Here is a 20,493-nt window from a genome sequence, read left to right as displayed (position 1 = left end):
AAGGGCCTCTTTTCAGAGGCCCAACACACATAGGAATCAAAACTCATTTCTGATTCAAATAATTATTCAAGACAAAGCAAAGAACCCAAGGATGCTGGTGGCATTGGGTAGATTTGTTCGCGTTGGATGTTCGCGATCAAATGACCTGTGACTCCGCGCTCAACTTCCACAAGAAGTTTACCGTCGCCTTTGCGAGACTCTTTACACTGATATACGGAAGTTTTATCGGCCAGCTTTGATTTCTTGCTGTCACGACAGTGCAGGCTGATTGTATCTTCGCCGATAGTCAAAAGGCCTTGCTTTAAAGTGACGGCATAAGTGTCACGGATTTCAAACACAACTTGGATATCATCAATTTTTCCTGTGCAAACTGCATGAACTACCGGTGTTTGAGCTTGAGCTGAAAACGCAGTCAAAAGAGTGATAAGAGCAGCGCTAAGTTTCATGGCATTCCTCCGAATGTTTCGGAAGAAGTCTTAACAAATCTTGCCTCAGACGGTAAGAGAATTCTCTTCCCAGGAGGTTCTTTCAAAAGAGCGCCATTTTTTGTACCCGCATTGGGTCAAAGTAAAAAGCCTCCGAATTGGAGGCTTTTTCGCGGAAATTTATGGAGCAATCGTGACCCGGTTACGTCCACCCTGCTTCGACTGATAGAGAGCCTTATCTGCGCGGTCGTAGATCTGAGTCCACTCAGTTTCTTGCGGTAATTTTGTGGCTACGCCCACGGAAATTGTGACAGGAATCTTTTTATTTTCAAAAACGAACTCATGAGCTTCAATTGTTTGGCGAATACGCTCTCCCACCTCACCGGCTGTCTTTGACGGAGAACCAGAGAGAAGAAGAACGAATTCCTCTCCACCATAACGAGCGAAAAAGTCATTAGAGCGAATTAATTTAGTGATGACAATCCGGCACAACTCTTTAAGAACGTGGTCCCCACCGGGATGACCGTAGTTATCATTGATTTTCTTAAAGTGATCAATATCGAATGTCACAAGGCTCAACGGCTCGTTTAAAACTTCAGCCCGTTTCATCGCCTCGGGTCCCTTTTCAAGAAGGGCTCCTTTAGAATGCGCGCCTGTTAAAGCGTCTTTTTGAGCGCGCTCGTACATAGCCGCATTTGTCATCGCTTCGATGCTTCCTTTTTCAAGGAATTTGAAGATGACATTGCCGGTTTTAATTTGGTCGTTATTTTTTAAAAGACATGAAGCCAATGGCGGGATGACTTGACCATTCACGATGGTTTTATTTGTAGAACCCAAGTCAATCACCGACACTTCACTGCCATTGACAGCAAATTTGGCATGGGAACGACTTAAACTTTTATCGTCGATATAAACTTGGCTTTCCACCGAGCGGCCGATCACGATATCGTTCGCGGTGATAGGATATTGCTTCCCCACGTATCCAGGAGGACCAATCAAAACAACAATCGCCGGTGGAACTTCGTCGGCCTCTTTCAGACGACCACGGAAAGTGTCACTGGCGACAATACTGGTTTTTTCTAAGTTGTCATTGGAAGAATCATCGTTGTGAGCCATAGAGGAAAGTATAAGTCTCCTCTACGACTGATGACAATCAAGCTTTCTTCAATTTCTCTTTCGCTAGTCTCTTGCCTAGCTCTACACCTGGTTGGTTGAAGGCGTCGATCTGCAAGTATTCACCCAGGCCGGCAACAACGAGTTCCCAGAACATGAACATGTAACCTAACGTATGTTCGTCTAAGACCTTCGTCTTAAGAGTCAATGTCGACACTCCGTTCTGAGTAAGTGCCTCTTGTGTGGCCAAAGCTTCTGCCCTCAAGAGCTCACCCATCGTGCGACCTTCAAGATCCTTGGTTTCATTGAACTGTGCTTTTTTCAAACGCTGCGATCCTGCTTCCGCTTCTTCGATGCGCATGAAGATCACAAACTTATCGCGATGACCTTCCATCACTTGTTGCAAGATGGAGTGCTGATCAGAAGCTCCCACTGCGGACATCGGAGTGCTGGCACGAGCTGCGGGACCACCATCCCGACCGTGCGCTTTGCCTAAAGACTCCGCCCACAATTGCTGAAACCAAGCTCCGAAGTTTTTTAAACGTGAACCATAGAACCACAAAAGAGTGATCCACTCTTCACGCTTATAACTTTGCGCCACTTGCGCCATTGTCTGAGTGACAAGGGCCGTGTCTTGCAAAGCACGCATCGCGCCCACGCGAAACTTTTCAAGATCCAATCCAAGATAAGCTGCGGGCATCATTCCAACAGGTGATAAAACAGAAAAACGTCCCCCAACGTCTACGGGGATTTCACACATTGGAATGTCATTCTTTTTAGCCCATTGAACAAGCGTATTGTCTTTGCTTTCAGAGATAACAACACTTTGAGAAGCCAGATTTAGATTTTCTTGCTTGTATATCTGATCGATGAATTCAAGAGAGCATAAAGATTCAATTGTCGTTCCACTTTTAGAAATGAAAACCCAACCGACCTCTTTCAGATCACCCAGTTCCTCCATCAAAGTTTCAAATTCCAAAGCATCGACGTTGTCGACGAAGAACATGTTCTTCGCGCGGAAGACTTCAGCCAATACACGATTGCCTAGTGAGCTTCCACCAAGACCGACAACTACCAACTGTTTAAAGCGGCGGCTGAATTCTTGACCGACTTTGTGAGATTGCTGCCACAAAGGAATGCGCTCGACCAATTGAGGGAAGCCAATGTCCTTCCGGTGTAAAAAGATTTTTAGAGATTCCTGGCACTTTTGCAGGATGGAATCATCGAGTTTATGACCAGCTTGAACTATTTCCAACATACGTCCGCCTCATTGTAAGAGAGGCCAGTATAGTTGGCCTCTAAGAAATCGCAACGTCTTCTTCGATACGATGATAACCCTTCCACTCTTTTAAGCGACCGCGAGGGCGACCACCGTCTTCAGGGTACTCAATCAGTACATAAGTAAGCTTTGTGATTTTACCAAGAGACACAATATCCAAAGATGTGATCTCCGTCCATGTTCCCGAGTTAAAATATTCTTTATTCTCGGACCACTGGCGGTATTGGTAAACATGGGTGTGGCCAAAAACAACAGTGTGCACGCGGTCATCGTGAAGAATTTTACGCGCCGATTCACTTAAATCAGGAAAGATCGCACTTTCCGCAATGACTTTGATAATGCGCTTCAACGGATAGTGACGACGTGGATCCTTGATGAAAGCACTTTTGGCAAAATAAAAAAGCGCCATGAAAAACGCGCGAATCATGGTTTTGGTTTCATTCATCAAAGACCAGCGCACCATTTTTCCAAACGGGCGGATTTTATCCACGTGCGGATAATGTTGTTTGATCTTTAACACCACTTCCAAAAAAAAGTGGGAACCAAAAGGCAGATTCAAAATGGGCTCCACCAGGTCTTTCTTCAGGAAAAACTTTTTGGGGTCCATACGGTTTGCGGCTTCATGCATATGACCATGCTCAATATGCACGCCATCAAAGAAGTACACGATGTTTTTATAACGGATAGGCGTGCCAATCACTTGGTTTAAGTAAGCACGACACGCAGGCCACAGCATACCTTGATCGTGATTTCCCACGATGTACGTTACGGTGTTGTTCGGCTTAGAGGCAAATTCAGCCAACGCTTTAAAAACGTTTTCGTGGCCTTTAACGATCTCTTTTAAAATTTCCAGAGTGACGGATTCTGTGATGACCGAAAGAAAATGTCCCTTGTAATCACACTGCAGAAAGTTAAGAAAATCCCCATTTATGATAAGTTCCACTTCGTAATCGCGATACACACCCGAAGAATAGTAATGGATGAACTCCACCAACTTTTCCCCATAGTAGAACTCTTCTAAAGAGTTGATTCCGCCTTGTTCCAATAGACGACCTTTCCCCAGATGGAGGTCGCTCACAATCACTTTGATTTTTTTAATAGGAGCGGGTTTCACCGCGACGGCGGTCTCGTTGCTCTCTTCTGGGGAAGCAGATTCCATACTACTCAGCTTTCTTCAGTGGAACGGCACTTTCCTCTTTAGCTTCCAAGTTCGTCAAGGCTAAACGCAGAGCACGCTCTGTACGTTTGACCTGATCTTGGTTGGCCTCGATAGTCTTGTTAAGCTCAAGACATTTCTTACGGTAATTATCGAGTTCCTGAGAGAGCTGATCAATCTTTCTTTTCTGTTCTAAAATATACTCATCTTTGGACCGAACAAGAGCCGACTTCTCTGCCCGCAGCAGTTCCAGACGGTTTTCAAGTTCTCGTTCGCGAACGCGGATCTTTTTAAAGTCAGATTTAAGTCTAGTTTCCAGTTCTTCAACTTTAATACGCGCCTTGGCAACTTCGTTTTCTTTGTACTGAAGATTGCCTTTTAAAATAAGAATTTCACTTTGCGCGGATTCTTGAATCTCGGCTTTTTCTTTTTCTAAAGCCGTAATGCGAACTGTCAGTTCATCTGTGCGAGAACGAATGATTTCACCAGCCGAAGCCAATTCTTCATTATCGCCACGAAGATGTTCTACTTCTTTTTCAAGTTCAAGAATGCGTTGTTGCGCCAGCTTTAGGTTCTCGGCCTGAGCTAAGCTGGCATCCACAGAAGTCATTACGTTGGCAGAGCCACGGCTTCCGCGGAAATTACCTACGCTGACTTTGACATCCACATCGGCAGACTTGCGCGCACCCAAACGAGCATTGGCAAAGCCATCAACAGCCACAGTTTTATCGGCGTCAGAGTTTGTCGACGCGACCGAAGATGTCACATTGAAATCTTGCTGAATGGAAACCGTTTTGTCTTCACCACCACTGGCCTGACCACTAAAGACCGGACGAGTAGATTCATCTTCTGAAGATGAATCGTCAGACGAGAGGTCCGGCGTCGGAGGAGAAAACAATTCATCGGAAGACTGGTATCCCCCACCCGCAGAAGGGCCTTGATAGCGTTCTTCCTCAGCGGTAGGAGCCCCATTGACCATAAAACGCTCAGAAGGTGGCAAATCACCAAAGCCTTCGGGCATATCGAAATCTTCTACGGGAACTTCTTCTTCAGAAGAGGCTTCTGCACCCCCGGTAAACTCAGAGGCATCAAGATCTTTCTCTAAACCTTTTTCTAAGTTGTCCCACAGATTATTTCCCGCGCTGGTATTTTCCACGCGGTGAGCTTCATCTTCCAACGTTGGCAGACCAGAAAAATCATCCTCCGATTGCCCCGCATGATACGAAGAATCGGCCTGAATATCCTTAAGATCATCCATCAAGGACTCAATAAGGTTTTCCGCGGCTGAAGATTTCTTTTTCTTTTTGCTCATATCTATAGGGAAATATCGGAATTTTTCCTGGTCCCCTTTAAGAATAAAACAGAGTCGCTCCCATATCAGGATGAAGGTCTTGAAAGTCTCATTTTAAGACGCCCCCGTCCTTCTTCCTGTGGCCGAAAACAAGGTGAGTTGGCCACCGATCATAAGTCCCAGTCGCGTTTACATAGGAGCCGAAACACCATACTGTTTATATAAACAAAGGATATTTATGACGTCACTTTCTGTCGAATTCACCGAGAGAATGTCGGGATTCGTAGTCCCAAAAAAGTTTGTCTTGTCACCAGGCAAACCCCTTTCACATTCTGATTTTTTGATTGAAAATGATCGCTTTGATAAGCAGCCATTTGAGTTTACGGTGACGATCAAAGTGCCCAATCTGGACAAGTTCTTGGACGATCACAGCACGCCCTCCCAGATGTATGGCAGAATCACCGATTTCCGATTTCGCGAAGAACTGCGCATTGAAAAAGGTTATTTTCAACTATTCACATTGCCAGCCGCCAGTCCACATTTCGATACAGTTAAAGAGATGCACTACACTCTTTTTCTAACCGACCGTGAAGGGAAGAAATGGACCTTTTTTGGTTACAAAGCCATCTTAAAAGAAGATCTTTCCGAGTTATGGAACCAAACGACGACTTTGTACTATTATCTTTGGGAAGGGCATTCTCCCTTTGATAATTACAGCGATAAAGAAGTGCACGCTATCGGAAGTTTACGTATTTCACTGAGTGACTTCTTAACTCAAATGAAAAGTTTTAAAACCAACGCTTCCTCCTTCCTGCAAGAAAAAGAAGCTTTGATGAAATACTTCAAGGCTTTCACTGACACTCTTTGGGAAAGCTACGCTCCCTTCATCTTCACCACGACTTCGGCTCGCTGGAATGAGCACCAATACCCTATGCACACCACTCAAGGTGTCGCCCTAGGTGAAAAGACTCTTCATCCTCTTGACACTCGCGATGGCCTGACAATTTCCGTGCAAAGATTTAAACATCAAGAGTCTAAGAATGTGGTTTTGCTGCTCCACGGCCTCACGACTTCGACAGACATGTTTATCATGCCTGAGCACCAAAACTTAGTGAATCAACTTCACGCTTCTGGATATTCCGACGTGTGGTCCCTGGATTGGCGCGGAAGTGGAAGATTCACTTACAATATGACTCCGCATCGTTACACGATTGATGATGTGGCGAAATACGACATTCCGCGCGCGGTGGATTTCATTCGCGAATCATGCGGCAACGATGTGAAGATCCACGTGATAGCTCACTGTGTAGGATCTCTGTCTTTCATGGCCTCTTACGCCGCAGGATACGTAAAAAATATTGCGAGCATCGTGGCGAATAGTGTTTCGTTGACTCCAATGGTTCCTTGGCAAGCGATGGCCAAGATGATGGTGGGGCCCGAAATCTTAGGACAAGTTCTGGGATATCCCTATGTGTCTCCGAAAATTCCCTATCATCCCGGCCGCGCTTTGGGTCGCTGGCTGTACTGGATGGAGCGCAGTTTGCGCCGTGAATGCAAAGAGCCCGCTTGTCATATGGTGAGCTTTATGTGGGGATGGGGCTTCCCTGCGGCTTTCAATCATCGCAATATTCACCCTGTTACACATCGACGTTTAATGGATTTATTTGGCGGCACAAGCTTTCACTACCACAAGCACATTCGCAAAATGCTGTTAGCGAAAGCTTCGATTTCATTCGATTCAAAAACCAACTATTTGGAAGAGATGAAGAAACGAGACATGCCTCCGACCCTGCTGATTTCGGGAGCGGAAAACCATATTTTCCCGAACTCAAATAAAACGACGTATGAAATTTTAAGTCAGACGAAAAATGCTTCAAAGGTGTCCTATAAAGAGTTTACCAACTACGGTCATCAGGATATCTTCATGGGGCAGTATTGCCATAACGAAGTTTTTCCTGAACTGATTGAATTTTTAAAACAACATTCCGGTATTTCTGGTGTCGAAACCCGCAAGCTTCGTATTGCGTGAGGAATTAAATGAAGTACGACTATGACTATATCGTGATCGGGTCTGGCTTTGGCGGATCCGTGATGACGTGCCGACTTGTTGAAAAAGGTTATAAAGTTTGTTTGCTTGAGCGAGGTCGTGAATGGAAAATGCATGAGTTCCCGCGACGTCCACATGAAATTCGCAAGAACATGTTCTGGGACCCCATCGATAATAAATATGGACTGATGGAAGTTCGCGACACTCCGGAAAGTGACGTGATGACGATCACCTCCAGCGGATTGGGTGGCGGCAGCCTGATCTATGCGAATGTTTTATATAAAATGCCCGAAGAGTTTTTTAAAGGTTGGCCCGGCAACATCAGTCGCCAGATGCTAGAGCCCTACTATGATCGTGTTCTAAATATGATGGAAGCAAAACCCTATCCGTACGACACACATCCTTATTACCGCAACACACCTAAAACGACCTTGCTGAAAAAGCTTGCCGACGAAATGTCAGCCCCACTAGGAACGACTGAAAAACCGACGATGGTATTCCCTCCGATTGCCGTGCGCTTTGAAGGAAAATTTCCGGGACATCAAACCCGGAATATTCACGGTGCTCTTCAATCTCGTTGTAATAAATGCGGTGACTGCGACATTGGATGCAATATCCACGCAAAGAACACCTTGGATCTAAATTATCTTTTCCGGGCGCGAAACCTGAAGGAGGCCGCTTACAAAGCAGAGGTTCGCACTCACGCGGAAGTCACAAAAATCGAAAAGAAAGACGATCACTACATCGTAACCTACGTGATCCCTGAGTTCCCAATGCAGGAAAACAGGTTCACGGCAAAAAATGTCGTGCTGGCGGCAGGCTCCTTGGGTTCTACTTCATTACTTTTAAAGATGAAACGATATGGTCACTTGCCACTTCTAAATAAATGGTTAGGAAAAAGATGGAGTGGCAACGGGGATTTCATCTCTTTGATCTTTAAATCCAAACACAATGTTGACGGAACTAACGGCCCCGTTATCACCGGATCCATCGAGTATAAATACAATGACTATGCAGATGGATATCCTCACGGAATGTTTATACAAGAGGCGGGATACCCGGTGGGTTTTGCTTGGTTTTTGTCCGGCAAGGTGCCTCAGTTCAGCGGGTTTGCGGGTTTAGCCACAATGGCTGCTCATCATGTTAAAAAGTACATTTTTAAAGTCCTAAAAATTTCCGGTCACGATCAGATCAACATCGGCGACGAAATGGCAAAAAGCATCGACCGAGCTGAATTTACCAAACGTTGCCTGGTTCTTTTAGGCATGGGTCGGGATAAACCCGACGGCGAAATCCAGTTGCGCGATGACGATCAGGCATTGATTCGCTGGAAGATCGACGAAAGCGAGGTCCACTTCACGCGCATTCGTTCCGAGATGAAAAGATTGGCCGAGATGGTTGATGGAGTTTACGTCGAAAATCCACTGACTCACTTAAAAAAAGTAATTTCGGTGCATCCTTTGGGTGGGTGCCCTATGGGTGATTCAGAGCAAACAGGTTTCGTGAACACAAAAGGCGAAGTGTTTGGTTATCCCGGACTTTATGTTGTCGATGGAAGCATCCTTCCCACTTCAACGGGAACCAACCCTTCTTTAACTATTGCCGCGATGGCTGAATATATCGCTGAGCAAATTCCCGAAAAGCACATCACTAAGATCCGGGAAGAAATGGAAGCTTAGATCATCACATCGACAAAAGCTTTATAAAATCCGCCGGAACATTTCTGAACGTCATTATAAAGTTTCGTCGCTCTAGCGGCCTCTGCCGAGGTCGCCCGGTTCGCCGGAGGGTTCGAACTCGTCGCTGGAGTCGAAGAGACTCTTGTCGTCGTTGAAGGCTCATTGACAGATGTTTTTGCAGATGAAGTCGGCTTCTTAGGTTCTTCGGTCTGAGAATTCGCTTTTTCGCTGGCCTTAGGCTGTTCCGCACTTTGTTTGGGGGGCTCTTGATTTTTCTTTACTGGCTCTTCGGGATGAACGGTGCCGAAATCATATTTCTTGTAAGCAGGAGCTTCTGTTTTCGTCGCTGTCGACGACGAAGTCGTGTTATATCTTCCGGAAGCTTTTAATGTATTGTCATAACGCTTACGCAGACTTGAATCCATCAATGTGTCGCGCGTGGTATTAAGTTTCGCCGTAACCTGGCTCATCACTTGCGATTTAACGGGGTCGCCTTGAAAGCGATCCGGATGATAAGTGCGCACTAAACGCCGATACGCATTCTTAATGTCCGCATCAGAGGCATTCGGCGCAACACCTAAAACATCGTAAAGAGATGTGTTCCTATTGAGTATTCGTTTCGCCTCTTCCACTGTTTGAGCATAAGTTTGAAAAGAAAATGTCAGACTTAATAGAAGAATAATATTTCTAATTCTCATCGGCAAACTCCGGACTGAGTGGATTCACGAATGGATTTAGCGACGCGATCCGGTTTTTCTTTAATCAAATCTAAAACCTCTTTGCGCTGTTGTGCGGGAAGATCTGAAAGATACCCTAAGAATGTGCCCATTTCTTCCGAGCTGACTTGCTTTGACGAATCCTCTAAAACTTTCAGAGCCTTCTTGTCAGACGAGATTTCTTTGAGTGAGGCCGACAAGGCTTGGACAGTTTCTTTTTCGACCTTAGTGCCCTCCGAGGCCACTTTGCTTGCGGATCCCAGTTTAGATGCCGCCGCCGCATTTTTCATATATTTAAATCCGGCGCCAAGCGGCACGATAGAGACGGCGGAAAAGCCAGCCTCTGCCAATTCGTCATAGGCCCTCTCGGTCGCCTGATCCGCGCGTTTCATGTTCGATGACGACGCCTCTGAAAAACCTGCAGACCTTAAAGTTTGAGCTTCGATAAATGAAGAATGAGACTTAGAAGAAGAATACAAAACTTCTCCACCAGCAGTCACTGTCCCCGCTAGAGCAGCCCCGGCAGCGACCGTTGTTAAAGCAGATGCCGCCGTTGCGCTAGAAACCACCATGGCCCCGACACCCGCACCAATGCCGGTCGCAAGTAAAACACCGCCGACCACAAGACCACCCCAAAAAACGGCCTTGTCGATAAATGCTTTCTTAGAAACACCTTCATCATAGCTCTGCAAAGAGCGACAAAGAAGTTCGTAGCTTTCAGGATTTTCTAACATATATTGCGCGGTGGCTGCGGGATTACTGACGACCAACTGTTGCAAAGCTTCGTCTGAAGAGGTCTTAGCCAGATCCTCAAGATACTTTTGATGTTTGTCCAGTTCCCCTTCCACTTCTTTAAGAGCGGAATGAACGTTGGCTCCGGTAATGACATTTCGATTCGATCGTTTTTTGATTGCTTGGGTATATAACAGAAGTTCAACACCGGCTTTCGGAGGAGAGTCCTTCAGATCTCGCTCTTTTTCCATCAGTTCCACAGCCGTATCAATGGCATCTTGAGATTTCACATTCTTCCAATAGCTTCGAGTCTGCTGCACCTGTGACTGCGCGATAGATAATATTCTTTTCTGGCTTTGAACTTTTTGATGTTCAACCAGATCTTTTGCAAAAAGCAACTCAGGAGCCTGTTCGCGGCACGGGTCGTAGCTAGAAAGATCTGCCGCGGCTTTGCCGTTCAAAGCAGCAATTAAAGCTTTTTGCACTTCTTGAGAAGCTTCCTCTTTGACGGCGCACTTTTTCAGCTTTTCTTGTAAGGAGACAACATTTAAAAGGCCTCGGCCCTGACTTAAGAGTTGCTTTCCTTCCTTTGATTCCGAAATCTTTTTGTTGGCGGGATCCTGTACGAACTTTTCGAAAGAAGTTTTAAAGGCCGCAGTCACCGCCGGATTTTCGATATTCGCGGCCGCCCAGCCAATTTGTTTTGAAAGCACAGCTTCATTAGCTTGTGAGTGCGAACTCCAAGAAAGAAGGCCGCACATAACCAGAATGTTCATAACCAAAACTAAACGCATATCTATATAAGATATCGCGTCTTGATCAGGATTTAAGTTGGATTTAGAGAGAAAAAAGGAACTCTGGACAATAGTCCCAGAGAGTCCGAAAAACTCTCTGGGAAAATCGGTATTTTTTAAAGCGTGATTACTTTTTTATAGTCAGCCAAGCGTCTTTCGACGTCGCCCAAAGTCACTTTAGAAAGCGCACGAACGGAGAAGTCTTGGATCGTGTGGCTGGCCATCATAGAACCCATGATGCAGGCCTGTTTCAAGTGAGCCAATGTTGGCTTGTCTTTTTGCGCTGCCAAGTAACCGAAGAAGCCGCCAGCAAAAGTATCGCCAGCACCCGTGGGATCGACCACCGTCGGAATCGGCATTGCTGGAAGGATGAAGTATCCTTCTTCCTTCGTGTACATCGCAAAACCGTACTCACCCCGTTTGATAACAACAGCTTGAGGGCCCATGGCTGTGATCAACGGTGCCGCCGAAATGGCATTCGCCGCTCCCGTTAACATTTTTGCTTCACCTTCATTGATAAGAACAAGGTCCACTTTCTTAAGAACTTCGATCAACTTTTCTTTTTTGATCGAGATCCAGAAGTTCATTGTATCCATGCCGACAAATTTTGGTGACTTCACTTGCTCAAGAACCTGCAATTGCAATTCCGGAGCAATGTTTGCCAAGAAAACGAAAGAGGAATCTTTGAAGTGTTCTGGCAATTGCGGATTGAAATGTTCAAAAACGTTTAAATCTGTTTTTAACGTCTTTGCTTCGTTCATATCGCCTTCATAAGAACCGGCCCAGTGGAACGTCTTACCCGCAACTTTCGAAAGACCGCTTAAGTCAACGCCGCGAGAATTCAAAAGCTCGTAGTCTCCTTGATCATAGTCTTCGCCCACAACACCGACCACACGCACCTTAGAAAACAAAGAAGCGGCCAAAGAGAAGTAATTTGCGGAACCACCCAAGGCGCGGTCCACTTTTCCTGACGGAGTTTGAATGGAATCGTAAGCCAAACTTCCAACGACTAAAATCTCTGACATAAAACTATTGCTCCTGTTGTGATGCCGCTGAGTTTTCTAGCATCTCGCGTTTGTATTTTGGTAGACCTGCTAATTTTGAATTCGAAATGTCCATAGAAACAGGCTTATTTGGAACTTGGCTTGTTAACTGGCCACAAGCCGCGAAAATATCACGACCCATAGAGCGACGAAGTAAAACGTGAGCTCCAAGACGCATCAATTCAGAGTGGAAAGCCTCCACCGCTTCATCTGAAGGACGCTCATATCCTGAACCTGGATGTTCGTTGAACGGAATGATGTTGATCTTGCACGGAACGTCTTTCACCAGCTTCACCAACTGACGTGCGTGTTCGATTTGATCCGTCACACCTTTTAACAACACGTACTCGAAAGTGATTTTATCTTTCGTGATACGGTAATGTTCTTTACAAGCGTTCAAAAGCTCTGTTGTGTTCCACTTTTTATTGATCGGCATAACTTGGGTACGAATCTCATCGGTCGGGCCGTTTAAGCTCACCGCCAAACGAACTTTCGCTTCTGAAACTCTCCACATCTCCGGAACGATACCGGATGTAGAAACCGTGATTTTCTTACGAGACAAGTTGATGCCCCATGGAGAATGTAAAACGTCGATAGTTTGGAAAACCGCTTCTGGATTGTCCAAAGGCTCGCCCATCCCCATGAACACGATATTCGTGATACGTTGACCTTCACCCAAACGATCATGCACCTGCATGAATTGGCCGACGATCTCTTCTGTGCGCAAGCGACGTTTTAGTTTTTGTTTTCCGGTGAAGCAGAACTTACATCCAATGTTGCAGCCCACTTCTGAAGAAATACACAAAGTCAGACGGTCTTCAGATGGAATGACGACGGCTTCCACGCTGTTGCCACCACCCATATCAAAGAGAAGTTTTTGTGTTCCGTCGACAGACTTTAAGTGAGTCAGTACTGGAGGAAGATCAAAAGAAAGAATTTGTGGCAAAGACGCACGGAATTCTTTAGACAGATTCGTCATTTGTTCCGGATCAGTCACTCGTTGCTCGTAAACCCATTTAAAGATTTGTTGAGCACGGAATTGCTCTTTACCTTTGCCTTTAAGATAAGACTTTAGGCCCTCTAGTGTCAGAGAGTAGAAGTTCACCGGCTTGTTTTCGAGGGGTTTTGCGACGTTGTCGTCAGAATAGTTCACAGGCGCGCTAGCTTGAGTGGTGTTAGCACCATCATTCAATTCCATCTTCGGGGCTCCTTGGCTTGTTACAGCCATGCTTATTACAGCTGGGACCTTGTCAGTCCCTTTGGTTAAGGATTTATGTGGGCTCCGTTTGTAGCATAGCAACCCTTTATTTCCTAGGGATTTCACTAAATTGAGCAGGACTCCCAAGCATTTTCTACATATTATGCCTGCCCGATAGACACGTCGGGCACGACCTATTCCAAAGCCGCATAATTAGTTGCCCTTGTCTTCCTAGGGAGCGGTCTTTATAGTGGGTCTCATGATTTGGCCCTTTATTTTTCTCTCTTATGCGAGCTTGTTTGTATTTGGTCTGACTGACAATATCAGGGGCCCTCTTTTTCCGGAGATCTTGAAGCAATTCGGAGTCAGCGACTCGATGGGTTCTTTGATGTTTGCGTTAAGCAATATCTCTGGATTTATTGCGAGTTACGGCTGTCGATATATGTTACGACGTTACGACCGCCTGAGTGTTCTTCAAGGCGGCGCCGTAGGTCTAATGTTGTCCATGTGGGGATTAGCCGCATCCCCAATCTTTCCCATGTTCCTCGTGTGTAGTTTCGTCTATGGGTTGTGTTTGGGTATCTTAGGTTTGGTGCCAAATATTCTGGTACCCATGGGTTCAACACCCCAGAAAAAACAACAGATGCTTTCAGGTCTTCACACGATGTATGGCCTAGCAAGTTTAATGGCTCCTTTATTGGCCGCCGGTATGGAATATATCACAGGAAGCTGGCGCTGGACGTTTGCTGCGGCCTCATTAGCACCCATGATTTTTGTGGGTTACACCTTTCACCCAAGTCATAAGTCGCTTCACACGAAGGCCTCTTTTTCTCCAGAGACTCACAAAGCCAATAAAAAGAAAAACTTTAAGCCCCAACTTTTCCTAGCTGTGATGCTCAGTTTGGCGGTCGCTGCTGAAATCATGGTCTCATCGCGCTTAGCTTTGTACATGCAAAGAACTTGGAACTATGACATGGAATCCGCAAGTATCTATGTCACCTATTTCTTTATCGCGATGATGCTTGGAAGATTGTTGTTCGCCGTTGTCCACTTCAAACGCTCGCCGCAATTTCTGCTTTCAGCGTCTTTAGTGTTAACCGCGATTTGCATCCTGGGAGGCGTCTTCATCCATCCGTTATTCCTCACTGGAACCGGATTTATGATCGCGCCCTTTTATCCCCTCGCCATCTCATGGATCTCTTCTGAATTCCCTGAAGATTTAGATACGGCCGTTTCGTATATGATGGCGACCGACTCAATGATGTTAATCATCATGCACTTAGCAATCGGAAAACTCACCGACCTCTTCGGCATCCGCGAAGCCGTCCTCTTCGGCCTAGTCTTCGTCGTCGTTTCCCTCTTCATGGTCAACACCTACAAATCCATCTTCAAACGCCACAAAGAAGAAAAACACTCACATTTCCACCACCACGACACCCACGCCCCCGCCAAATAAAAAATTAAACCAAACTCACATCTCATCGGCTGGTCAAAAAGGTCCAGCCGCAAGGCGGAAGGCTTCCAACGCAGTCGGATGGGCCTTTTTCACCAGCCGACTAGGAAGGGCGTTGGTTCTGTGGCATACTCGCTTCTTATGACTCGTGAATTTCGTAAAGACATCCGCGGTCGTGGAGCCAGTAGCAACGTCACCAATCGTTACGACTCACTCAAATACGAAGCTACCGAAGAAGATTTCGACAATTATCTTGAGGACGAAAAAGCTCTTCTTAAAACGGAAGTTCTGAAAGATTCTTCACGCACGATTATCACGGAAAACAAAAGCCCGGACATCGGCTTCACATTTTCTATCAACGCGTATCGCGGTTGTGAACACGGCTGCGCGTATTGCTATGCTCGTCCGACACACGAGTATTTGGGCCTTTCCCCAGGTTTGGATTTTGAATCTAAAATTTTCGTCAAAGAAGAAGCACCCAAACTTTTGCGCGAAGCTTTGATGAAGCCTTCGTGGAAACCTGCTGTCATTGCAATGAGCGGCATCACCGACTGCTACCAGCCTCTAGAAAGAAAGATGCAGCTGACTCGCGGTTGTTTGGAAGTTTTGTTGGAGTTTAAAAATCCAGTGTCGTTAATTACAAAAAACGCTTTGGTCACTCGCGACGTCGATATTCTTTCGCAGATGGCCGCTTATAACGGCACCTTGGTTTTCCTTTCAATCACTTCTTTGAATGATGACTTGGTTCAGATCTTAGAGCCCCGCACGTCAAGGCCCGCCGCTCGTCTTAAAGCTATCGAGACTTTGGCGAAAGCCGGCGTTCCTGTGGGCGTCAACGTCGCCCCTTGTATTCCAGGATTGAATGATCACGAAATGCCCGCGATCTTAAAGGCAGCAAAAGACGCGGGGGCTCAGTACGCAGGCTATGTGCCATTGCGGCTTCCTTCTTCCGTGCTGCCTATCTTTGAAGAGTGGCTGGAAGTCCATCAGCCGTTAAAAAAGGAAAAAGTTTTAAACTCGGTGCGTGATATACGCGGCGGCAAATTGAATGACGCGAACTTTGGATCGCGTATGCGCGGGGAAGGGCCTCGAGCTGACCAAATGGCGCAAATGTTCAAGCTTTATACTCGCAAATACGGTTTAAATGTGAAAAAGTTTGATCTCTCCACCGAGCACTTTCAGCGTCGTGGTGATCAACTAAAATTTGATATTGAATAGTGATGAGAAAAATAAACCTGGATCTTAAACAATTTGCATTGCCCGCGCCTCGTGTTGGTAGCATCGAGACGCATTCAGGCTATGGCCCGATTCCTACAAGCGGGCAAGAAGTGCATGTTACGATTCAACGTCAGCGTGTCCGAGAAAACCCGGGCTACACGCCCGAAAAGAAATTAGTTCACTCTTTTGAGGCAGGTCCTTATGAATTTGTCGTCTCGGGCCGAGCTGATGGCTTTGTCGAAGCCACGGGTCTGATTGAAGAAATTAAATCGGCCTTTGACATTGATGAACTGCGCGCAAAGTTAGAGCGAGAGCCCAATCACCCTTACGTGTGGCAGTTGCGCACTTACGGCTACATTCATTTTCAACAAACAGGCCAGTTTCCTACTTTGAAACTTCATTTGGTTTCTTTACGCAACTTCAAATCCCATGATTTAAATATTGAGCTGGATTTAGATGGCTATGAAGCGTGGTTAAAAATCCGTCTTGAAGAATTGGTTGAAGAAACCAAAGAAAAAGAAAAGTTGTTTAAGAAGCGCCAGAAGGCCGGCGAAGAAATGACATTTCCCTTTTCATCCCCACGTAAGGGACAAAGGGAGCTTGTTGATACAATTTCGGAAAATCTGAAAAGCGAAAACCCTTTATTGGTGCAGGCGCCCACTGGTTTGGGAAAAACTATTGGTGTCCTTTACCCGTCTTTGAAAGAGGCCTTGCCTCGAGGGCAAAGAGTCGTTTACGTAACACCAAAAAATTCGCAACATCAGGTCGCCGAAGAAGCCGTGGAACGCCTGCAAGAACAGGGCTGTAAAATTCGCTCCTTAACGATCACCGCGAAAAGCAAAATGTGTTTAAAGGCCGAGCCTTTATGCAATCCCCAATACTGTGAGTTCGCGAAAGACTATTACAAGAAGGTCGCTGAACACGACCTCGTGAATAAGCTTTCGCGACTTCGCAGCCTGGACAGTGAAAAACTAAAAAAGATGGGTGAAGAATATCAGGTCTGCCCATTTGAATTGTCGGTAGAAGCTATTGAGCGCGCCGATGTCGTCATTGGTGATTACAACTATGTCTTCGCACCTCGAAGTTTGATTGGTCGACTGGCCGAACCACTTTTAGAGCCGAAAGAAAAAGCAAACCTCGTGATCGACGAAGCTCACAATCTGCCATCGCGGGCTCAAGACTATTTTTCCCCGAGTATTTCGACTCAACAGTTGGCACTTTTAGAAAAGGATTTTTCTCGCCTGCCTCCGACATTCTATATGCAAGCGCAGGCTTTGTGTCAGCGAGCGCGCCGTTTGATTTCTTCGTATGGCAAAGATGGCGTTTCTAAAAAAGTGACTATTGACCTCGACCCTTTCTTAGAGCTTGAGCAAGACGTCCGCGAAATGACGACCTCTTACTTAGAGTCTGAAACAGAAATTTTACCTCAAGACCCGATCTTGCGTATGATGAATATGTGGTCGGAGTTTGTGGCCTCTTTGACTTTAAGTGGGGAAGAGTTCTTTCAGACCTATCAGAAAAGCACTTTCACTGAAATGCTGAAGATCACTTGCTGTGATGCCTCTGAGCATTTGTCGCTGGCCTACAAAGAATTCAAAAACGTCGTGGCCTTCTCGGCGACTTTAAAGCCCTTCACTTACTATCAAGAGCTGATGGGCTTTCCGACGGAATCAACAAAACAGGTGGAGTTTTCTTCGCCGTTTGAAAAAGAGAACCGCAAACTTCTGATCATCCCGCAGATTTCAACGAAGTTTTCTGATCGTCACGCCAGCACGGGAAAGATTGTTGAAACTATTCAGCGCATCACGGCTCTGAAGAAAGGGAACTACATCGCCTTGTTCCCAAGTTTTGAATTCATGCGCATGGTGGAATCAAAACTTTCTTTGCCAGATTTCCAAATTCTGGTTCAAGAGCGCGAGATGAAGCAAAAACAAACTCAAGAATACTTAGATGAATTAAAGTCAGGGCAAAAACCGACATTACTCTTGGGTGTGCAAGGCGGCGTGTTTTCTGAAGGTGTCGACTTTCCGGGTGATATGTTGATTGGGGCTTTCGTCATTGGTCCCGCTCTGCCTAATTTTGATTTTGAACGGGAACAAATTCGTTCTTACTATGAGCTTCGCTATGGGAAAGAGCATGCCTTTAACTATGCTTACGTGTATCCAGCAATGGCTAAGGCCATTCAATCCGCAGGCCGCGTGATTCGTTCCGAAACCGATCGCGGCGTGATCGTCATGTTAGACTCGCGCTTCTTACAAACAAGCTACTATGAAACTATGCCCGAGGGTTGGTTCACACAGTCCCCGCAAGAACTCGTGTCTCGTCAAATCTTAAATGACATTAAAGAGTTTTGGGAGACGCCCGTATGAGTCTTCTTAAAACACCCGTGCTATTTTTAGACCTGCAGACGACCGGAGCCAAACCCGACACGGCAAGTATTCTTGAAATGGCTTGGGCCTCCCTCGCGAGCGAACATATTGAAAGCTCCTTGATTGAACAAGCGGAGGAAGTTCCTCGTCGCATTCAATTCATCACAGGTATTTACAAGAACGATATGGAATCCGCTCGCCCGTTTGCCAGTGTCTTTTCCGACTTAAAAAGCTTTATTGATAAGAATCTGGGCGCTAATCCCATCGCCGTGATTCACTTTGCCCAATTTGAGCGACCTTTCCTGTTGGATGCCTATGAAAAGCTTCAAGAGGAAATGCCGTTTTCAATTCTGTGTACCCATGAAATCGCAAAACGCCTGTTCCCGAACCTGCCCACTCGCGGAATCAAGGGACTTGCAGGATATTTTGGCTGCCCGTCTGGTGAATTAAAGCGCGCTTCTAATCATGTCCAGGCCACCCAAGTGATCTGGCAGGGGTTAACCGCAGCTTTGGCCGAAAAAGGAATTCATTCGATTGAAGAGCTGCAGAAGTGGCTTCAGGACACGCCGAAAGCCGCACGGGTAAAATACGAATACCCTTTGCCGAAAGAAAAGCGCTTGAGTCTTCCTAAGCAGCCCGGCGTCTACCGCATGATGAGTCGCTGGGGCGAGGTGCTCTATGTCGGGAAAGCGACATCTTTGCATGATCGCGTGAATAGTTATTTCCGTGGGCAAAAAAATCGCGACACTCGTAAGCTAGAGATGCTAACCCAAGTCTGGGACCTTCATGTTACTCCTGTGGGAAGCCCCCTGGAGGCTGCACTCTTAGAAACCGATGAGATCAAGCGTCTAGATCCGCCGTACAATATCAGTTTAAAAACCGGACGAAGAGAACTCGCTTTCTTCAGTCGGGATTTTACCTCCTTTCAAACAGAGGCGGATGAAAATCATTGCATTGGACCGTTTTCAAATGCTTTGGCATTGGACTCAATCTTAAAGCTAAGCGCTTCTTTGCAAGACAAGTCTTTTAACGAAAACATGTTCTATGAGCCCATTGATGCAAGCCTTTTAGAACAGGGCTTTGATCTTTTCTGCGAACGCCACGGTTTTTCCAAAGACACTTTCGTTTCAGTCCGCTCCATTTTAGCCGTGGGCTTAAATTGGTATCGCCAACTGGAAGAGGAAGAAGAAACGGAAGAGCTGGAAGAAATCGAAGTTTCTGAAACCGAAGCCTCCGTTGAAGCTAAGACCGAAGACAGCGAAGAGGATATATTAGAAATAGAACTTACACCCGAAGACCTCGCTGATAAATTCGAACGTCACTTCATCCGGTCGGCCGCCACGTACCTTCGCACGAAGCGCCTGACAAAACTTCTGAATGTGCATATTCAAATTGAAGAGACGATGACTTTAAAAATTCAAAATGGAAAAGTCGTTGAACCAGAAGCCCCGTTTGCAAAACAACGAGGCTCTTGGAAAGATCTTTCAATTGATACTTATGATCGAATGACGGTGCTATTCACTGAGCTCAACAAGCTCAGAAATCAAGATCGAAAAATAGATTTTATTTAAAGCGTTCGTAAAGAAGCGGCACTTCTTTACCCAACCAAAGCGCTGCTTGAGTGTGATCGTAAAGATCATCGCCTGTCAGTTCGTGAACGAGAACCGAAAGGTCCCCGCGCGCTTTCATCAACCAAAGCACGACGTCTGTAAAAAGCGACAACGGAAAATTGATTTCAAACATTGGAACAGGATGGGGACCGATAGCTTCAGGAATCATCTGCCCAACAAAGACCTGACGTCCCGCAAATTCTTTTATCGCCATTTCACGCAACTGAGCCGCAAACTGCAAAGACTCATTCGAAAAATAAATATGCGCATCGAATTCACGCGGAAAACCTTCAGGCAACAACTGAGAATTTACTTTGTAAGTTCTTTCCATGCAGATCTTCTAACACCGAGAAACTAAAAGGTGCCAGAG

16 protein-coding genes are annotated in these 20,493 nt (G+C 46.0%); 6 read left to right on the top strand and 10 right to left on the bottom strand.

Features of this window, described 5'->3' with window-relative positions:
• Nucleotides 1-62: 62 nt before the first annotated feature.
• From AZI87_RS10240 to AZI87_RS10220, 5 genes are all read right to left on the bottom strand, one after another.
• Nucleotides 63-446, bottom strand: coding sequence for a hypothetical protein (locus AZI87_RS10240; protein ID WP_063206436.1), 384 nt, complete (start codon nucleotides 444-446; stop codon nucleotides 63-65).
• 159 nt (nucleotides 447-605) lie between these two features.
• On the bottom strand, nucleotides 606-1,541 hold the full coding sequence (locus tag AZI87_RS10235) for a diguanylate cyclase (RefSeq protein ID WP_063206435.1): 936 nt from the start codon (nucleotides 1,539-1,541) through the stop codon (nucleotides 606-608).
• Between the two features lie 37 nt (nucleotides 1,542-1,578).
• Nucleotides 1,579-2,796, bottom strand: a complete 1,218-nt coding sequence (locus AZI87_RS10230; RefSeq protein ID WP_063206434.1) for a hypothetical protein — start codon at nucleotides 2,794-2,796, stop codon at nucleotides 1,579-1,581.
• Nucleotides 2,797-2,836: 40 nt separating this feature from the next.
• On the bottom strand, nucleotides 2,837-3,976 hold the full coding sequence (locus tag AZI87_RS10225) for a metallophosphoesterase (RefSeq protein ID WP_063206433.1): 1,140 nt from the start codon (nucleotides 3,974-3,976) through the stop codon (nucleotides 2,837-2,839).
• A 1-nt stretch (nucleotide 3,977) separates the two neighbouring features.
• Nucleotides 3,978-5,285 carry a hypothetical protein gene (locus AZI87_RS10220; protein WP_063206432.1) on the bottom strand — a complete coding sequence of 436 codons (1,308 nt, stop codon included), beginning with the start codon at nucleotides 5,283-5,285 and terminating at the stop codon, nucleotides 3,978-3,980.
• Nucleotides 5,286-5,502: 217 nt separating this feature from the next.
• Here AZI87_RS10220 and AZI87_RS10215 point away from each other — a divergent pair, with 217 nt between their 5' ends.
• Both AZI87_RS10215 and AZI87_RS10210 read left to right on the top strand, forming a co-directional pair.
• On the top strand, nucleotides 5,503-7,293 hold the full coding sequence (locus AZI87_RS10215; RefSeq protein ID WP_063206431.1) for an alpha/beta hydrolase: 1,791 nt from the start codon (nucleotides 5,503-5,505) through the stop codon (nucleotides 7,291-7,293).
• Nucleotides 7,294-7,301: 8 nt separating this feature from the next.
• Nucleotides 7,302-8,990 carry a GMC oxidoreductase gene (locus AZI87_RS10210; RefSeq protein WP_063206430.1) on the top strand — a complete coding sequence of 563 codons (1,689 nt, stop codon included), beginning with the start codon at nucleotides 7,302-7,304 and terminating at the stop codon, nucleotides 8,988-8,990.
• Here the strand turns inward: AZI87_RS10210 and AZI87_RS10205 are convergent.
• The 4 genes from AZI87_RS10205 to rlmN all read right to left on the bottom strand — a co-directional run bounded on the left by AZI87_RS10205 (nucleotide 8,987) and on the right by rlmN (nucleotide 13,473).
• Complete coding sequence (locus tag AZI87_RS10205; RefSeq protein ID WP_063206429.1) at nucleotides 8,987-9,688, bottom strand: J domain-containing protein; 702 nt, start codon at nucleotides 9,686-9,688, stop codon at nucleotides 8,987-8,989. The genes AZI87_RS10210 and AZI87_RS10205 overlap by 4 nt on opposite strands.
• The gene (locus AZI87_RS10200; RefSeq protein WP_253696650.1) at nucleotides 9,685-11,214 is read right to left on the bottom strand and encodes a tolA protein; all 1,530 of its coding nucleotides are present in this window, start codon (nucleotides 11,212-11,214) and stop codon (nucleotides 9,685-9,687) included. The genes AZI87_RS10205 and AZI87_RS10200 overlap by 4 nt, the downstream gene beginning before the upstream one ends.
• Nucleotides 11,215-11,348: 134 nt before the next feature.
• Nucleotides 11,349-12,257 (bottom strand): PfkB family carbohydrate kinase, encoded by a 909-nt coding sequence (locus tag AZI87_RS10195; protein ID WP_063206428.1) that lies wholly within the window; start codon nucleotides 12,255-12,257, stop codon nucleotides 11,349-11,351.
• 4 nt (nucleotides 12,258-12,261) lie between these two features.
• A complete protein-coding gene (gene rlmN / locus AZI87_RS10190; RefSeq protein WP_063206427.1) occupies nucleotides 12,262-13,473 on the bottom strand; it encodes a 23S rRNA (adenine(2503)-C(2))-methyltransferase RlmN in 1,212 nt (403 codons plus the stop codon).
• A 259-nt stretch (nucleotides 13,474-13,732) separates the two neighbouring features.
• Here rlmN and AZI87_RS10185 point away from each other — a divergent pair, with 259 nt between their 5' ends.
• The 4 genes from AZI87_RS10185 to AZI87_RS10170 all read left to right on the top strand — a co-directional run bounded on the left by AZI87_RS10185 (nucleotide 13,733) and on the right by AZI87_RS10170 (nucleotide 20,084).
• A complete protein-coding gene (locus AZI87_RS10185; RefSeq protein WP_063206426.1) occupies nucleotides 13,733-14,929 on the top strand; it encodes an MFS transporter in 1,197 nt (398 codons plus the stop codon).
• A 138-nt stretch (nucleotides 14,930-15,067) separates the two neighbouring features.
• Nucleotides 15,068-16,144: a PA0069 family radical SAM protein gene (locus AZI87_RS10180; protein WP_063206658.1), complete on the top strand. Its 1,077-nt coding sequence runs from the start codon at nucleotides 15,068-15,070 to the stop codon at nucleotides 16,142-16,144.
• Between the two features lie 2 nt (nucleotides 16,145-16,146).
• Nucleotides 16,147-18,513, top strand: coding sequence for an ATP-dependent DNA helicase (locus tag AZI87_RS10175; protein ID WP_063206425.1), 2,367 nt, complete (start codon nucleotides 16,147-16,149; stop codon nucleotides 18,511-18,513).
• Nucleotides 18,510-20,084, top strand: coding sequence for an exonuclease domain-containing protein (locus AZI87_RS10170; protein WP_063206424.1), 1,575 nt, complete (start codon nucleotides 18,510-18,512; stop codon nucleotides 20,082-20,084). Before AZI87_RS10175 ends, AZI87_RS10170 begins: the two co-directional genes overlap by 4 nt.
• On the opposite strand, the gene AZI87_RS10165 is transcribed toward AZI87_RS10170, so the two are convergent.
• On the bottom strand, nucleotides 20,077-20,454 hold the full coding sequence (locus AZI87_RS10165; RefSeq protein ID WP_063206423.1) for a DOPA 4,5-dioxygenase family protein: 378 nt from the start codon (nucleotides 20,452-20,454) through the stop codon (nucleotides 20,077-20,079). The two genes, AZI87_RS10170 and AZI87_RS10165, sit on opposite strands and share 8 nt — an antisense overlap.
• Between the last annotated feature and the right edge of the window lie 39 nt (nucleotides 20,455-20,493).

The sequence above is a fragment of the Bdellovibrio bacteriovorus genome (assembly GCF_001592745.1).
Lineage (GTDB): Bacteria > Bdellovibrionota > Bdellovibrionia > Bdellovibrionales > Bdellovibrionaceae > Bdellovibrio > Bdellovibrio bacteriovorus_B.
The sequence above is the reverse complement of the archived record's forward strand: the minus strand, read 5'-3'. Positions and strand labels throughout refer to the sequence as shown.

Bases quoted from the DNA above. Each gene is read 5' to 3' on its own strand.
- AZI87_RS10210 (WP_063206430.1), top strand. From the start codon at position 7,302: ATGAAGTACGACTATGACTATATCGTGATCGGGTCTGGCTTTGGCGGA.
- AZI87_RS10180 (WP_063206658.1), top strand. From the start codon at position 15,068: ATGACTCGTGAATTTCGTAAAGACATCCGCGGTCGTGGAGCCAGTAGC.
- AZI87_RS10240 (WP_063206436.1), bottom strand. From the start codon at position 446: ATGAAACTTAGCGCTGCTCTTATCACTCTTTTGACTGCGTTTTCAGCT.
- AZI87_RS10220 (WP_063206432.1), bottom strand. From the start codon at position 5,285: ATGAGCAAAAAGAAAAAGAAATCTTCAGCCGCGGAAAACCTTATTGAG.
- AZI87_RS10225 (WP_063206433.1), bottom strand. From the start codon at position 3,976: ATGGAATCTGCTTCCCCAGAAGAGAGCAACGAGACCGCCGTCGCGGTG.
- AZI87_RS10195 (WP_063206428.1), bottom strand. From the start codon at position 12,257: ATGTCAGAGATTTTAGTCGTTGGAAGTTTGGCTTACGATTCCATTCAA.
- AZI87_RS10205 (WP_063206429.1), bottom strand. From the start codon at position 9,688: ATGAGAATTAGAAATATTATTCTTCTATTAAGTCTGACATTTTCTTTT.
- AZI87_RS10215 (WP_063206431.1), top strand. From the start codon at position 5,503: ATGACGTCACTTTCTGTCGAATTCACCGAGAGAATGTCGGGATTCGTA.
- AZI87_RS10200 (WP_253696650.1), bottom strand. From the start codon at position 11,214: ATGAACATTCTGGTTATGTGCGGCCTTCTTTCTTGGAGTTCGCACTCA.
- AZI87_RS10185 (WP_063206426.1), top strand. From the start codon at position 13,733: ATGATTTGGCCCTTTATTTTTCTCTCTTATGCGAGCTTGTTTGTATTT.
- rlmN (WP_063206427.1), bottom strand. From the start codon at position 13,473: ATGGAATTGAATGATGGTGCTAACACCACTCAAGCTAGCGCGCCTGTG.
- AZI87_RS10170 (WP_063206424.1), top strand. From the start codon at position 18,510: ATGAGTCTTCTTAAAACACCCGTGCTATTTTTAGACCTGCAGACGACC.
- AZI87_RS10175 (WP_063206425.1), top strand. From the start codon at position 16,147: ATGAGAAAAATAAACCTGGATCTTAAACAATTTGCATTGCCCGCGCCT.
- AZI87_RS10235 (WP_063206435.1), bottom strand. From the start codon at position 1,541: ATGGCTCACAACGATGATTCTTCCAATGACAACTTAGAAAAAACCAGT.
- AZI87_RS10230 (WP_063206434.1), bottom strand. From the start codon at position 2,796: ATGTTGGAAATAGTTCAAGCTGGTCATAAACTCGATGATTCCATCCTG.
- AZI87_RS10165 (WP_063206423.1), bottom strand. From the start codon at position 20,454: ATGGAAAGAACTTACAAAGTAAATTCTCAGTTGTTGCCTGAAGGTTTT.